This window comes from Microvirga sp. HBU67558 (genome assembly GCF_018069605.1).
Classification (GTDB): Bacteria; Pseudomonadota; Alphaproteobacteria; order Rhizobiales; family Beijerinckiaceae; genus Microvirga; species Microvirga terrae.
The window spans coordinates 47,382-61,940 of the sequence record NZ_JAGPUP010000560.1 but is presented as its reverse complement, the minus strand read 5'-3'; the positions used below and the strand labels follow the sequence as shown (position 1 = coordinate 61,940).

General features: G+C 65.5%; 14 protein-coding genes. 3 read left to right on the top strand and 11 right to left on the bottom strand.

All coding sequences use genetic code 11. The features are described from left to right. Positions 1-6: 6 nt before the first annotated feature. The 5 genes from KBI52_RS29010 to KBI52_RS28990 all read right to left on the bottom strand — a co-directional run bounded on the left by KBI52_RS29010 (position 7) and on the right by KBI52_RS28990 (position 6,161). Positions 7-1,737, bottom strand: coding sequence for an ABC transporter ATP-binding protein (locus KBI52_RS29010; RefSeq protein WP_210812508.1), 1,731 nt, complete (start codon positions 1,735-1,737; stop codon positions 7-9). Beyond that, positions 1,734-2,648 carry an ABC transporter permease gene (locus tag KBI52_RS29005; protein ID WP_173949258.1) on the bottom strand — a complete coding sequence of 305 codons (915 nt, stop codon included), beginning with the start codon at positions 2,646-2,648 and terminating at the stop codon, positions 1,734-1,736. Before KBI52_RS29005 ends, KBI52_RS29010 begins: the two co-directional genes overlap by 4 nt. Next, positions 2,645-3,616 carry an ABC transporter permease gene (locus tag KBI52_RS29000; RefSeq protein ID WP_210812507.1) on the bottom strand — a complete coding sequence of 324 codons (972 nt, stop codon included), beginning with the start codon at positions 3,614-3,616 and terminating at the stop codon, positions 2,645-2,647. Before KBI52_RS29000 ends, KBI52_RS29005 begins: the two co-directional genes overlap by 4 nt. A 67-nt stretch (positions 3,617-3,683) precedes the next feature. Next, complete coding sequence (locus tag KBI52_RS28995; RefSeq protein ID WP_173949260.1) at positions 3,684-5,249, bottom strand: ABC transporter substrate-binding protein; 1,566 nt, start codon at positions 5,247-5,249, stop codon at positions 3,684-3,686. A gap of 204 nt (positions 5,250-5,453) precedes the next feature. Then, the gene (locus tag KBI52_RS28990) at positions 5,454-6,161 is read right to left on the bottom strand and encodes a GntR family transcriptional regulator (protein WP_210812506.1); all 708 of its coding nucleotides are present in this window, start codon (positions 6,159-6,161) and stop codon (positions 5,454-5,456) included. A 176-nt stretch (positions 6,162-6,337) separates the two neighbouring features. Between KBI52_RS28990 and KBI52_RS28985 the strand changes: the two genes are divergently transcribed. Next, positions 6,338-7,528 (top strand): amidohydrolase family protein, encoded by a 1,191-nt coding sequence (locus KBI52_RS28985; RefSeq protein WP_210812505.1) that lies wholly within the window; start codon positions 6,338-6,340, stop codon positions 7,526-7,528. 58 nt (positions 7,529-7,586) lie between these two features. On the opposite strand, the gene KBI52_RS28980 is transcribed toward KBI52_RS28985, so the two are convergent. From KBI52_RS28980 to KBI52_RS28970, 3 genes are read right to left on the bottom strand one after another with little or no spacing between them, the layout of a single operon-like run. Then, positions 7,587-8,747 carry a M20 aminoacylase family protein gene (locus KBI52_RS28980; protein WP_210812504.1) on the bottom strand — a complete coding sequence of 387 codons (1,161 nt, stop codon included), beginning with the start codon at positions 8,745-8,747 and terminating at the stop codon, positions 7,587-7,589. Between the two features lie 10 nt (positions 8,748-8,757). Then, entirely contained in the window at positions 8,758-9,993 is a 1,236-nt protein-coding gene (locus KBI52_RS28975; RefSeq protein WP_210812503.1) for a Zn-dependent hydrolase, read from the bottom strand. Beyond that, positions 9,990-11,198: a diaminopropionate ammonia-lyase gene (locus KBI52_RS28970; protein WP_210812502.1), complete on the bottom strand. Its 1,209-nt coding sequence runs from the start codon at positions 11,196-11,198 to the stop codon at positions 9,990-9,992. Before KBI52_RS28970 ends, KBI52_RS28975 begins: the two co-directional genes overlap by 4 nt. A gap of 106 nt (positions 11,199-11,304) precedes the next feature. On the opposite strand from KBI52_RS28970, the gene KBI52_RS28965 reads away from it, so the two are divergent. Then, entirely contained in the window at positions 11,305-11,790 is a 486-nt protein-coding gene (locus KBI52_RS28965) for an Lrp/AsnC family transcriptional regulator (RefSeq protein ID WP_259060110.1), read from the top strand. 19 nt (positions 11,791-11,809) lie between these two features. On the opposite strand, the gene KBI52_RS28960 is transcribed toward KBI52_RS28965, so the two are convergent. Together KBI52_RS28960 and KBI52_RS28955 are read right to left on the bottom strand one after the other, a co-directional pair. Beyond that, positions 11,810-12,214 (bottom strand): hypothetical protein, encoded by a 405-nt coding sequence (locus KBI52_RS28960; protein WP_210812501.1) that lies wholly within the window; start codon positions 12,212-12,214, stop codon positions 11,810-11,812. Between the two features lie 125 nt (positions 12,215-12,339). Next, positions 12,340-12,567, bottom strand: a complete 228-nt coding sequence (locus KBI52_RS28955; RefSeq protein WP_210812500.1) for a hypothetical protein — start codon at positions 12,565-12,567, stop codon at positions 12,340-12,342. Positions 12,568-12,874: 307 nt separating this feature from the next. Between KBI52_RS28955 and KBI52_RS28950 the strand changes: the two genes are divergently transcribed. Next, complete coding sequence (locus KBI52_RS28950; protein ID WP_210812499.1) at positions 12,875-13,291, top strand: hypothetical protein; 417 nt, start codon at positions 12,875-12,877, stop codon at positions 13,289-13,291. A gap of 73 nt (positions 13,292-13,364) precedes the next feature. Here the strand turns inward: KBI52_RS28950 and KBI52_RS33700 are convergent, their stop codons facing one another. After that, positions 13,365-14,498 (bottom strand): hypothetical protein, encoded by a 1,134-nt coding sequence (locus KBI52_RS33700; RefSeq protein ID WP_210812498.1) that lies wholly within the window; start codon positions 14,496-14,498, stop codon positions 13,365-13,367. Positions 14,499-14,559: the final 61 nt, after the last annotated feature.

The following is a 14,559-nucleotide window of genomic DNA, read 5'->3' as shown; positions in this document are numbered from 1 at the left end:
GGTCGGTCAGGCGGCTTTGGGTTCGCCGCGGATGCGGTCGAGGGTGGGGACGAGCGACAGCAATTCCTGCGTGTAGGGATGCTGCGGCCGGTCGAAGAGAGATTCCGAGTCTGCCTGTTCCAGCAGGTTTCCCTGGCGCATCACGGCGACGCGGTCGCACATCTGGCGCACCACGGCGAGATCGTGGCTGATGAGCAACAGGGTGAGGCCGGTGGCGTCGCGCAGGTCCTTCAACAGGTTGAGGATCTGCGCCTGGACCGAAACGTCGAGGGACGATGTGGGCTCGTCGCAGACGATGAGCTTCGGACGGGCGCCCAGGGCTCGGGCGATGGAGAGGCGCTGCCTCTGGCCGCCGGAGAAGGCATGCGGGAAGCGCTGCGCGGCCTCCGCCTCGAGGCCGACGGCTTCGATGAGCCGTGCGACATCGCTCTCGGCCTCCGCGCGGGTGTTGGCGAGCCGGTAGAACAGGATCGGCTCGGACAGAATCGATCCGATGCGCATGCGACTGTTGAGCGACGAGTAGGGGTCCTGGAAGATCATCTGGATCGCCTGCCGCAAAGGTCCGATCCGCCGGGTCGCGCCGTCGCCCGCGATGCTCTGGCCCCGGTAGAGCACGCGGCCTTCCGAGGGACGCACGAGCCCCGCCACGACATTGGCGATCGTGGTCTTGCCGCAGCCCGATTCTCCCACGAGGCCGAACACTTCGCCGCTGCGGACCGAGAAGGACACGTCGTCCACCGCGCGAAACTGCCGCCCGCGCGAACCCGGGATCCAGCCGCCCGTGACATAGTCGACGCACAGGTTCTCGACGGACAGGATGGGCGATGAATCGGCACCGGCTTCCGGGCCTTGGGCCCTCGCGCGCAATTCCGCACGAGCCTCCTCGGCGCGGCCCTTGCCCTCGTCGCCGAGAACCGGGAACCGGTCGAGACGCTGATCGATGCGCGGGACGGCGCCGATCAGGGCCTTGGCATAGGCCGCCTTCGGCCGGCGCAGAACCTCCTCGGTCGTGCCGGTCTCGACGACCTTGCCCCGATGCATGATCGTGACGCGATCGGCAATCTGAGCGACGACGCCCATGTTGTGCGTGACCAGCAGAATGCCGATGCCGCGACTGTCCGCCAGATCGCGCAGAAGCTTGAGGATCTGAGCCTGGACCGACACGTCCAGGGCTGTCGTCGGCTCGTCCGCGACCACGAGCTTGGGATTGCAGGACAGGGCGGCGGCGATTACGACACGCTGGCGCTGGCCGCCGGACAGTTGGTGCGGGTAGGCCTTGAGGCGCCGCCGCGGCTCCGGGATCCCGACCGATTCCAGCAGTTCGAGCGCGCGAACCCGGGCAGCCGCCTTGCCGAGCCTGAGATGGAAGCGCATCGCCTCCGTGAGCTGGCTCTCGATCGTGAAGAGCGGATTCAGGCTCGTCATCGGGTCCTGAAACACGGCCCCGACATCGCGGCCGAGAACGATGCCGGCGGCCGATCCCTTGGCCGCGTCGAACTTCCTGCCGTCGATGTGAATGGTGCCGGCCGCGATGCGTCCGGGCTTCTCGAGAAGCCCCATCACGGTGTTGCCGATGGTCGTCTTGCCGGCGCCGGATTCGCCAACCAGGGCGTGGATTTCGCCGGGGCGGATGATGAGGGACGCATTCTCGACGGCCGTGAAGACCTCTCCGCTGGCGAGAGGATACTCGACCCGCAGGCTGTCGATGGCGAGCACGGGAGTGGATGGCGCGGTCATCGTTTGACCCTCAACTTGGGATTGAAGCGGTCGCGGAGCCAGTCGCCGACGATGTTGACGGCAAGAACCAGGATCACGAGGGCAAGCGCCGGGAACATGGCGATCCACCAGATGCCCGAGAACACGAACTCGTTGCCGATCCGGATGAGGGTGCCGAGCGACGGATAGGTGGGAGGCATGCCGACACCGAGGAACGAAAGGGTCGCCTCGGTGAGCACGGCGGCCGCGAGATTGATCGTGGAGATGACGAGGACCGAGCTCATCACGTTCGGCAGGATATGCCGCAGCATGATCCGCCGCGGCGGCAGGCCAATGACCTTTGCGGCGCGCACGTAGTCCTTCGCCGTCTCCACCATGGTGGCGGCCCGGACGGTCCGGGCATATTGCACCCATTCATGAATGGCGATGGCGCAGATCAGGATGAGGGGCGCCCATTCGGCTGTCGCCGCGCCCGGGAAGATCGCCCGCGCGATGCCGCTGACGAGAAGGGCCAGCAGGATCGTGGGAAAGCTCAGGATCACGTCGCCGATCCGCATGATCAGGGCATCGACCTTGCCGCCGTAATAGCCGGCGAGAAGGCCCAGCGTGACCCCGAGCGTGGCCGCCAGCAGGACCGCGCCGCCGCCGATGGCGATGGACACGCGCGCACCGTAGAGCATGGCGGAGAGGAGGTCGCGCCCCTGATTGTCGGTGCCGAGGAGGAAGCGCGGATCCCCGTCGGTCACGAAGGCGGGAGGCAGTTCGGCATTGATCAGCTCGAAGGAAGCCAGATCGGTGGGATCGTAAGGGGCGATCCAGGATGCCAGCAGCGCGCACGCGATAATGAGCAGGGCGAGGATTGCAGCGACGATGACCGAGATCGGAGCGCCCAATCGAAGGAACAGGCCGGGAGTGGAAGCGAGCGTTTTCATGCGGACCTCGCGCGCAGGCGGGGATCGACCACCGCGTAGAGGATATCGACGACGGCGTTGATGAGGACGAAGAGCAGGCCGACGAACAGCAGGTAGGCGGCCATGACCGGGATATCGACGAAACTCACAGCCTGGATGAACAGGAGGCCCATCCCCGGCCATTGGAAGACCGTCTCGGTCACGATGGCGAAGGCGATGAGCGAGCCTATCTGCAGGCCCGTCACCGTGATGACGGGCATGAGGGCGTTCCGGAGGGCGAGCCGGAAGTGAATGTATCGTGTAGGCAATCCCCGGGCTTTCGCGAAGCGGATGTAGTCGCTGGACAGCACGTCGATCATCTCGGCCCGCACCAGCCGCATGATGAGAGTGAGCTGATACAGAGCAAGCGTGATACCGGGGAGCAGAAGAGACTTGAGGCCGCTTGCCGTGAGAAAGCCTGTCGACCACCAGCCGAGATCGACCACCTGGCCCCGTCCGAAGGAGGGCAGCCAGCCCAGAGACACGGCGAAGACCAGAATGAGCACGATGCCGGTCACGAAGGTCGGCGTCGAGATCCCGATGAGCGAAAGGGCCTGCACGAGCCGCGCGGCAACGCCGTTCGGCCTGAGGGCACAGAGCACCCCGAGCGGGATGCCGAGGGCAAGCGACAGGACCGTCGCGACCAGCACCAGCTCCAGCGTCGCGGGAAGCCTCTCGGCAATGAGCTGGGTGACCGGACGTTGATTGCGGTAGCTGATGCCCAGGTCGCCGCTCAGGGTTCGGCCGAGAAAGCGGCCGTTCTGGACGACCAGCGGTTGATCGAGGCCGAGGGAGCGCCGGAGCTCCGCCTTCTCCTCCACGGAGGCGTTCTCGCGCGACATGGTCGCAACGGGATCGCCCACATAGCGGAACATCACGAACGACACCGCCGACACGACGAGCATCACGAGGGCTGCCTGACCCAGCCGGGAGATGAGGACTTTGAACATGGGTGCTTCCCCGGCGGCCCGCCCGGATCAGGCGAGCCGCGCGTCTCCAAAGGGTTGACTTGCGGGTTCACTTGACCGTCGCGAACCACAGGCGGACGTACTCGTCCGGGAACTGCGGAACGTCGACGCCGTCGCGGACCGCCCAGGCCAGCGGCTGCTGGTGGAGCGGGATGTAGGCCACTGTGTCCCGTGCGACCTTGAGCGCTTCGGCCAGCATGGCGCGGCGCTTGGTCTCGTCGAGCTCGACGGCGGCCTTTCGGGTCAGCTCCTCGATCTTGGGATTGCTGTAGGTGCCCGCGTTGGAGCCGCCATAGCCGTCCTTCTGCTCGGTGAGCAGGGACGAGAGCACGCTGAAGCCGTCCATGGGCGGCAAGGTTGCCCAGCCCACCATCGAAACATCGAACTCGCCGCGGTCCTGGCGCGGGAAGTAGGTGGCGCGGGACTCGGTCTGGAGTTCCGCCTGGATGCCGACCTTCGCCCACATGGACGCAATCGCCACGCAGGTCTGCTCGTCGTTGATGTAGCGGTCGTTCGGGCAGTTCAGCTTGGTCTTGAAACCGTTTGGATAACCGGCTTCAGCCAGGAGCTGCTTGGCCTTGGCCTGGTCATAGGCCAGAGGCACGTCGTTCTCCTTCGCGTAGCCCGGGACCGGCGGTGCGACGAGCGTTCCGGTCGTCCGCGACTTGTCGCGCATAACCCGCTTCTTGATCGTCTCGAGATCAATGGCATGCCACATGGCCTGACGCACCTTGACGTCGAGCAGCGGGTTCTTCTGGCCCGGCATGGCCTTCAGCTCGGGACGGACATTGAGCGAGAGCATGATCAGGCGGAGCGACGGCTCCTCGATGACCTTGAAGCCCGGAGATGCGGAGATCCGCTGGAGATCCTGGAGCGGCGCCGGGGCGATCAGGTCGAGTTCACCCGACAGGAGAGCCGCGACTCGGGTTGCGTCCGACTTCACCGGCTTGAACTCGATGCGGGTGAGGTTGTGCTGGGGCTTGTCCCACCAGTCCGGGTTGACCACGAAGGTCGTGCCAGCGTCCGGCTTGTACGATTCCACCTTGAACGGCCCGGTGCCGACGGCGGTGGTCGATGCGGCCGTCGTGACGCCGGTCGCGATGTTGCCGGGCTTCAGGGCGCCGTTGGCCTCCATCCATTCCTTGTCGAGGATGTAGATGCCGGCGAGATCGTTGAGGAGAAGCGGATAGGGTCCCTGCGTGACGATGTCGACCGTGAAGTCGTCGACCTTTTCCGCCCTGACCACGGTCGCCAGGTTGCCGCGGGCCCGGGCTCCGGGATCGAGGATGCGGCTGATCGAGGCCACCACGTCGTCCGCCGTGAATGGGTTCCCGTTGTGGAATTTCACGTTCCGGCGCAGCTCAAAGCGCCAGGTGTCCGGCTTCACGGTCTTCCAGCTTACCGCCAGGGCCGGTTCAAGCTCGAGCGTGCGGCCGCGGCGCACCAGCGGGTCGAAGACGTGGTGGAGCATGCTCGTGGTGAAGCTCTCCGTATGGGCGTAGGGATCGAGTGTGGTGATGTCCGTGGGCGAGGCCCACCGCAGGGTCTTGGCCTCTGCCGGCATCCCGATCAGGACGCCGGCGATCGTCAGGCTGGCAGCGAGTCTGGTGTTCATTTCGGCCTCCACAGATCCTCTGGAATGGATTCTTTATTGGATACAATGGAGTCGAAATTTGCATACAAAAATGAGGGCGTCAATTCTGCTCTTGACCGAATATTCACCACCCGCAGGCGCAAATGCCGGCAGGCCCGGCTCAGTGACCAAGCGGCGAAGGTTTTCCAATGTCTATGGGATCGGCTGAGAACCGGCAGGCCGACGTCAGGACGCGTAGCGGTCCAGAATGGACCGGATGTCGCGGTGCCGGTCGGAGTTCGAGGACAGCAGCGCCCTGTCGGTCACCGCCTTGAGATGGTGCTCCATCGCATCGGCAGCAGCCTGGCTGTTGCCCGTCCGGAGCGCGTCGATGATCTGCTGGTGCTCGTTGATGGAGCAATCCGAGGAATGCGGCCTGCCGTAGAGGGCTAGGATCAGCGAGCAGCGCGACACCACTTCGTCCACATAGCGCGCAAGGACGCCGTTGCCGGAGAGGGAGGCCAGCAGAATGTGGAACTCTCCCGCCAGACGTATTGCCGCGGGGCCGTCATGCGCATTGGCCTTGGCCTCGAGCGCCACATGCTGCTGCAATTTCTCGATATCCTGATCCGTCACCTTTTTCGCAAGCCGAACAAGAACTTGACGCTCAAGGCACATTCTCGCCTCGAAGACGTCGTGGGCTTCTGACAGGCTCGGCTGAGCGATGGTAGCCCCCTTGTTCGGCTGCATGTCGACGAGACCCTCGGCATGGAGGCGGGCCAGGGCGGTTCTGACGATCGTCCGGCTGACGCCGAACCGGTCGCCGATCAGATCCTCGGTCAGCTTGTCGCCCGGCATCAGGGCCTGCTCGATGATCGCGCGGCGAAGCCCGGCATAGACGGACTCGCTTCGGGTGCCGGTGGCTGATTTTGGCTTTCTGACCGGTGCGTTCATGACAGCGTGCTGGGCAACTCGAAGGACTAAGGACGAACTATGTTCCACAAAACTCCCCGCGCAGGAAGAGGAGTTTTCGTTGGCATTCTGTATTCAACATTGTATACAAAGTAGACGAACCGGCAAGGCCCTTGGCCAATGCCGGATGGAAACAGACGTAAGAAGCGAGGCTGCTGATGCATACCCTGGTGATCCGCAACGTGCGCCCGATGGGCGGAGAGGCGACCTCGGTGATGATCCGCGAGGGGCGGATTGCCGGTTACGGACAAGAGGTCGAGGGCGGCGCGGAGACCCTGGACGGGGGCGGGGCGATCATGATCCCGGGCCTCGTGGAGGCTCATACCCACATGGACAAGACGCTCCTCGGGATGGGCTGGTACCGCAACGAGGTCGGACCGCGCCTGATCGACAAGATCGAGAACGAGCGGATGCAACGTCGGGTTCTCGGAATCGATCCGGCCCGCCAGTCGGCCCGGCAGGCCGTGCTCGCCGCCTCCCTCGGAACGACCCATATCCGGACCCACGTCGACGTGGACACCGAGGTTGGCGTCGCGGGCATCGAAGGCGTTCTCGAGACGCGGGAGCGCTACCGCGACATGATCGACATCGAACTCGTCGCATTCCCGCAGAGCGGCATGCTCATCCGGCCCGGCACGGTCGAACTCATGGACAGAGCCCTTCAGCTTGGCGCCCAAGTGGTCGGAGGTCTCGATCCGGCAGCCATCGACCGCGACCCGAAGGGGCATCTCGACGCCGTGTTCGGGCTCGCCGAGCGCCATGGCGTGCCGGTCGACATCCATCTCCATGAACCGGCGGAGCTGGGGGCGTTTTCCATGGAGCTCATCATCGAGCGCACGAAGGCGCTGGGTCTGCAGGGGAAGGTTACGATCAGCCACGCCTTCTGCCTCGGCATGGCCGATCAGGACTACGTCCCGGCGCTGATCGACGCCCTGGCCGAGGCTCGGATCCACATCCTGACCACGGCGCCCGCCTCGAGACCAGCCCCTGCGGTCAAGCGTCTGGTGGAGGCGGGCATCGTCGTCGCGGCGGGCACCGACGGCGTGCGCGATACCTGGGGCCCCTACAACAACCCGGACATGCTGGAGCGCGCCGTGCTCGTGGGCTTGCGCAACAATCTCCGGCGCGACGACGAGGTGGCGCTGGCGCTCGACACATGTACCCATGGCGGTGCGCGGATGATGGGCCTGGACGATTACGGTCTCAACACCGGCGACAGAGCCGATCTCGTTCTTGTCGAGGGTGAGACTCTGGCAGATGCCGTCGTCAGCCGCCGTCCGCGCAGGATGGTGCTGAAGGGCGGAAAGGTCATCGCTCGCGACGGCGTCGCATTGTTCGAGGCACCGTGAGGCCGCATCGCTCGTTCGAGCGGGTCGTCGTCATCGACATCGTGTCGGCTCGGTCACGTCAGGCCGACGGGAGACGCTTTCGGGCGATCGCAGCGTGGAAACACGCGCCGAAGAGCAGCCCCTCGTCGTTGAAGTCGTAGGCCGGATTGTGCAGGGGCGCGGAACTCTCGCCGTTGCCGACGAAGGCGAAGCATCCGGGCACATGTTCGAGGAAGCGGGCGAAGTCCTCGGAGCCGGTCATGGGCTCGCGCGCCGTTGCGACATGGTCGTGTTCGAACACGGTTCGCGCGGCCGCGAAGGCTTCGTCCACCAGGGCCGCATCGTTCAGAGTCGGCACGAATTCACGCGTGTAGGTCACCTCGGCGGCGACGTTGTAGGTCAGCGCCGTACCCTCCGCGATGACGCGCATCTGCTTCTCGATCCCGGCGCTGATCTCGGGCCGGAAACTGCGGGCGTCGCCCAGGATGCGTGCGAGCCCAGGCAGGGCATTGCGGGTACCGTCCGTGGTGAGCTCGGTCACCGATACGACGCCGACATCGGTCGGGCTGAGGCGGCGCGACACGATGGTCTGGAGGTTCATGACGGTGGCGCAGGCGGCGACCAGCACCTCGCTGCCCCAGTGCGGGCGGGCGGCATGTCCGCCGACGCCCTTGAGAACGATCTCGAAATTGTCCTCCGCCGACATGATCGGCCCCGGGCGCGTCTGGAAATGCCCGACCGGCAGACCCGGCATGTTGTGCAGACCGTAGATCTCCTCGAACGGGAACCGCTCCATCAATCCGTCGGCCAGCATGGCGAGCGCTCCCTTGCCCCATTCCTCGGCGGGCTGGAAGACGAAACGCACGGTGCCGTCGAAGCCGCCATCCTCGGCCAGGAGCTTCGCCGCCCCCAGCAGCATGGCGGTGTGGCCGTCATGGCCGCAGGCATGCATGATACCGAGGTTCTGGGAACGATAGTCGCAAGCGTTCTGCTCCGTGATGCGCAGCGCGTCCATATCGGCCCGAAGGGCGATCGCCCGATTGCCGCTGCCTCGCGTCAGCGTGCCGACGACACCTGTTCCGCCGATACCCTCGGCGACGTCGTTGAGACCGAATTCGCGCAGTTTCGCGGCCACGAAGGCGCTCGTTCGCTTTTCCTCGAAGCCGAATTCCGGATGAGCGTGCAGGTCACGCCGCCAGGCGGTCATCTCCCGTTGGAGGGCATCCAGATCCAGGGCCATGGGGTTCTCCTTACCGGGCTGCGAGGCGGGCGACCACGTCGAGCAGGATGTTGGCGCCCGCGACGAGATCGGCGTCCGGGGTGTGCTCGCGGGGATTGTGACTGATGCCGCCGATGCTCGGCACGAAGATCATCGCCGCCGGCGCGATCCGGGCGATCATCTGGGCGTCGTGGCCGGCGCCCGATGTCATGCGCTTCACGGCCAGACCGCGTTCCCGGGCAGCACCCTCGATCAGGGCTACGATGTTCCGATCGAAGGTCACGGGCTCGAACCGCGCCAACCTGTCCACCGCAATCGTGACCTCTTCGGAGGCGGCCAACTCCTTCAGGTAGTCGGCAAGAGCGGCTTCCTCGGTCCGGAGCCGCTCCCCGTCGGGATCGCGCAGGTCGACCGTGAAGATGGCGCGGGAGGGAATGACGTTGATCGCATTCGGCTCGAAGCTCATGCAGCCCACCGTCGCGACGGTGGGCGAGTTCGCGTTGAGGGCCCGATCGCGCAGAAATGTGACCACGCACGCCGCCGCGTGGCCTGCGTCCCGGCGCATCGCCATCGGCGTCGTTCCGGCATGGTTGGCCTCGCCCTCGATGGTGATGCGCTGCCAGGAGATGCCCTGGAGGTTCTCGACCGCGCCGACGGACACGCCCTCGCGTTCCAGAACGGATCCCTGTTCGATGTGCAGCTCGACATAGGCGTACGGCCTGAGGAAGCCGGGCTCCTCGGTGCCGGCATAGCCGATCCGCTCCAGCTCGGCCCCGAGAACAGTACCGTCGGTGCCGATCGTCGCCAGCGCTTCGTCGACGGAGAGGCCGCCCGCATGAACGAGCGAGCCCATCATGTCGGGCGCGTAGCGCACGCCTTCCTCGTTCGTGAACGCGGCGACCGCGATCGGCCGCGTCGGGGCGTACCCGGCAGCCTTCAGGGTTTCGATAACTTCGAGCCCGGACAGGACGCCGTAGCAACCGTCATAGATGCCCGCGTCGATGACGGTGTCGATATGCGAACCGAGCAGGGCGGGAGCCTGCTCCGCATTCGCGTCGTTGCTCCAGATCCCGAAGATGTTGCCGATGCGGTCGACGACGACCTCCAATCCTGCGGCGCGGATCCAGGCGACGAGGGCGTCGCGGCCGGCTCTGTCGGCATCGGAGGCGGCGAGCCGCACAAGCCGGCCATCATCGTCTCGACCGATCTGCCCGAGATCCCGCAGACGTCCGAGCAGTCGCTCCGCGTTGATGGAAAGTGGTGTCACGCATCTGCTCCCTTGGTGGTGGTTGCCACGTCGTCAGGCGGCATCCCGACCAAATCGGCGTAGCGCTCCGGATCGGTGGCCCCTTCGGTGTTGATGAGGAACACGCGGGACGCCTCATCGAGGCCAAGTGCTGCCCTGCTCCCTGGATCGGCCGCCGCGCAGACGAGGCCGGCCAGGCCCACTCCGCCGCTCTCGCCGGCCACGATGGCCGGATCGCTTCCGGCAGGGCGGGCAAGGCGCCTCATCGCCCCGACGGCGTCATCCTCGTCGACGGTCATGAAGGCATCCGCCACGCGACGAAGCACGCGCCAAGCGACGAGGGACGGCTCGTAGCATTCGAGCATCGCCATGACGGTCGGCTCGCCATGCTCGATCTTGACCGGTCGTCCCGCCCTGGCAGTCTCCAGCAGACAGGCAGCCCGCGCGGGCTCGACCACCACGAAGGTCGGCCGCCGGTCGCCGAGCACGAGGGCGAGATGTCCCGCTACGGCGGCAGCGACGCCGCCGACACCGGCCTGCACAAAGACATGGGTCGGTGGTCGGGGGAGCTGGCGCAGGGCTTCCCGCACCATGGCCGTGTAGCCCTGCATGACCAGCCCAGGGATCCGCTCGTAGCCGGGCCAGGACGTATCCGACACGACAATCCAGTTCCGCGCGGCCGCGACTTGGGCAGCCTCGGCGACCGAGTCGTCGTAGGTGCCAGCGACCCGGATGATCTCGGCGCCGAAGCGCGCGATGGCCGCCACCCGCTCGTCGCTGACGCCGCCATGCACGAAGATGGCGGCTTTGGCCCCCACGAGCTGCGCGCCCTGGGCGACCGAGCGGCCGTGGTTGCCATCCGTCGCGCAGGCGAAAGTCATGCCGGCCGCGATCGCACGAACGTCCGCCGACCGGAGGTCGGCGATATCGACTGCTCGTCCGAGCCGCCTGCTCGCATCCTCCCGCACGAGCCGGATGACCGCGTACGATCCGCCGAGTGCCTTGAAGCTGCCGAGGCCCAGGCGAAAGCCTTCGTCCTTGATATGGACCGCACCCACGCGGAGTTCGGCCGCCAGGATCGGAAGTGTGCGAAGGGGCGTCGGAGCATGGTTGGCGCGGTGGAGCAGATGCCGCTCGACGTCCTCGGCGGCCTTCACGCTCAGGGTCTCGGCATCCGCCGGATCGAGCGGCATGTGGTAGTCGGAGTGCCTGTTGGAGAGAAACATCGCCGCCCTCGTGCCTCGAATGGCGGGAAGATATTGCAATGCCGACGAGAGATGCGCTCTATCTGAGGCCCTTATACGCAAGTTTTTTTCATTCCCAGGAGTTTCCGTGTCCAGGTCCTTGCCGTCGATCACCCTGGATCGCCATGATCGGGCTATCCTGGCCATTCTTCAGCGGAATAACGCCACGCCGCAGCGGCTGATCGGCGAGGCCGTCAACCTGTCGGCACCGGCCGTGCAGCGCCGCATCCGACGCATGGAGGAGGCGGGTGTCATCACGGCCAATGTCGCGGTCGTCGATCCAGCGCGGTTGGGGCCGTCGATCACGATCGTGGTTGAGGTCGAGGTGATCAGCGAGACCGCCGAGCTGATCGATGCCGCCAAGCGGGAGTTCGCTGCCATTCCGGAGGTACAGCAGTGCTACTACGTCACCGGAGAGGCCGACTTCGTGCTGATCGTCGTGGTGCCGACGATGACGGCCTATGAGGCGCTGACACGGCGGCTGTTCTTCGGAAACAACAACGTGAAGCGGTTCCGCACGTTGGTTGCCATGGACCGCATCAAGGTCGGATTGACGGTTCCCGTGGCGGAGTGACGGGGCCGCACCGGCGTGTCTATTGTGCCGCCGATCCTGGCCCCGGTCGGCCTGACGGCGTTCCGTCCGGGTTCATGCCGTATTTCCTGTATGTCGCCTGCATATCCTCTTCTTCGGCTGCCTTGACGCGAGCCTCGCTTCTGGCTTGGTAAGCCGCGTTGGAAGCGTTCACGCCGATGAGTAGGGGAATGGAAGCTGCGCCCGTCTTGTCCATGGATGCCGCCATGGCGGCAACGCCCTGGGCGTTGCCGAGCGCGCGGGCTTCGGCGTCCAGTTCGGCGTGGACCCTTGCCGAGGCCGATCCCGGCTCACCGACGCTCACGCCTGGAGACGTTGCCGACGCCATGGGGCCGGAACTCTGACACCCGGCGAGAACCATGAGGGATGCCGCGGCCAGTGCGAGCTTTCTTGTCGGAGGTGGCATGGAACGGACCTGCTATGACGTAGCGATATGTTGCAACGATAGCATGGCCCTGACGTGGCCTTCCCATCCAAACATGGAGGTTCGTGAGGGTTTATCGAGAGGTTCGCGACGGCCTGTCGATGCGTTCAGGATGGAAGCTGAACGACGTCGTCTTCGCGGGCAGGTTCGAGAACCTTCGCCATGATGAGAGAAGATAGTAGGCTGCGGGACGTCTGTCGATGCAGGAGCAGGATGGCCGTGCGGGCGAGATCTCTGAATTGCTCTTGCAGAGCCTCGGAAGCATCGCCCCAGTCGCCTGGGTATTCTGCGCCGTAGAACGCCTGCGCGACAAGTTCGACCTGGTCTGGCGTCATGCAAGTCTCCCTGCACCTTTAATCAGATAGGTACCAAAAGAGGTATTCGTTCCCTCTCTCTTTCGGCTTACCACTTATGAGAAGAGGCAACCGATTGATCTTATTCGCTTCAATACCACTATTGGATAGGAGGGGTCTTAGGATCATTTCCATAGATGAGCTTGAGAAACGCGGCAGTCCACATGTAACCGCCACAAGAGTGCATGCGCCTTGGACTTCAATTCAGAGCGTTGAAACATTTTCTACTACTCTTGGGTTACACCTATGTGCTATCGTCAATAACGTAATATAGTTCGAGACATGGCCAATGACGAACCTCGACGAGCTGAAAAAGACCGTTGCCGCAAAGTGGCGCGACGCCGAGATGGCGTCATCGGCCTGCTATGGAATCGACGCCTATGCCAAGCTCTGGCCCTATGTCTTCATGGTCAATGACTGGCTGGTCTGGAACGAGAGCGGGCGAGACCTCAAGCCCGAGGTGGTCCGCTGGCTCGACGAGCAGGAGAGCGACTGGGAGTTCTACCACCTGCTCGACGAATGGGGGCTGGTGGGCTTCGACGACCTGAGAGCCGCGACCCGCTTCAGGCAGCGCTGGTTCGGGGGGCTGAAAGTCGTCTCGTCGTCAGACGCCACATGGAACCCGCATCCGCTTAACAGCAGCTTCGCTCCGAGGCTCGCGGGCGACACCGCGACGCGGTCCAAGGACAGTCACGCGACGCAATAGCGTCCCTGCATCATGCCTCATCGGGGGTAATCGGGGGCTCGCCCCGGGACCCGTTTGCGATTGATCCAGCCGTTCACTTCTTCGCGCAAATGGCGCGGGCGATCATGCCTTTCGGGCTGTCGCCGGTGGAGAAGCAGTAGACGCCGGCTTCATCCATGTCGAAACGGTCGCCGCGGTTGCATGTGCCGTTGATCGGATACTCGTCCTCCTCACAGCGTGCCATGCACCGGCCCTGCGAGGCGCATTCCTGAACGAAGACGCGCAGGATCGTTCCGGCTGGTCCGGCCTTGCCCTCGGGACCTGCCGGGCCGGCCGGCCCGGTGAGGCCAGCAGGACCCGTAAGGCCCGCTGGGCCCATTGGACCCGGTGGTCCGATGGGACCGATCGCGCCCGCGACTCCCTGAGGTCCTGGTGGTCCTGCGGGGCCAATGGCGCCGGCCGGTCCTGCCGCTCCGATGGGGCCCGGCGGTCCGACCGGGCCGGGTGGGCCGACAGTCCCTGGTTCGCCGCGCGGTCCCGGCACGCCCTGGGGTCCTTGCGGCCCCTGGTGACCTGCCAGCCCCTGCGGCCCCTGTGGCCCGGGTGGTCCCACCGGACCTTCAGGGCCGACCGGACCTGCCGGTCCTGCAGGGCCAGGCTGACCTTCCGAGACGGCGCGCGCTTCTGTATTCGCCGGTGGTCCGGGAGGACCGGCGGGTCCCTGCGCCCCGATCGGACCTGTCGGTCCGGGCTCTCCGCGCGGGCCGGGAGGGCCCGCCGGCCCCTGCGGACCTGCTGGTCCTTCCGGACCGGCAGCCCCCTGAAGGCCGGGGGCTCCATCACGGCCGGGCTCGCCCTGTGGCCCGGGTGGTCCGGCAGGCCCGGGCTCGGTCGGTGTGACGGCTGCGGATTGCTGTGCGGGGCCTGATCCTTCCGGCCCGCGTTGACCGCAGAATCCGACGACCGCCTGACGCTGTTCGTTCTCCGCCTGCAGGTTCACGATGCAGTTGGCGGGATGATAGGGGATGCGGAAGGTGAAACGGCCGCTGGCATCCGATTTCGCCTCGAAGCGCTCGTCGAGGAAGATCGACACCTGTCGCGGTTTGCTCAACCGCCCGACGACCCGCAATTCGCCGGCGGTGATCATCGCCTGATCGATGACGATGTCGGCCATGGCGGGCATGCCGCTGGCGATCAGGATGGATCCGGCTAACAGGCGCTTGAGCATCGTGCCTTGTCCTATATGACAGACACGAAGGGTCGCCTGAAGACGGTTGAAGCGTCAATTC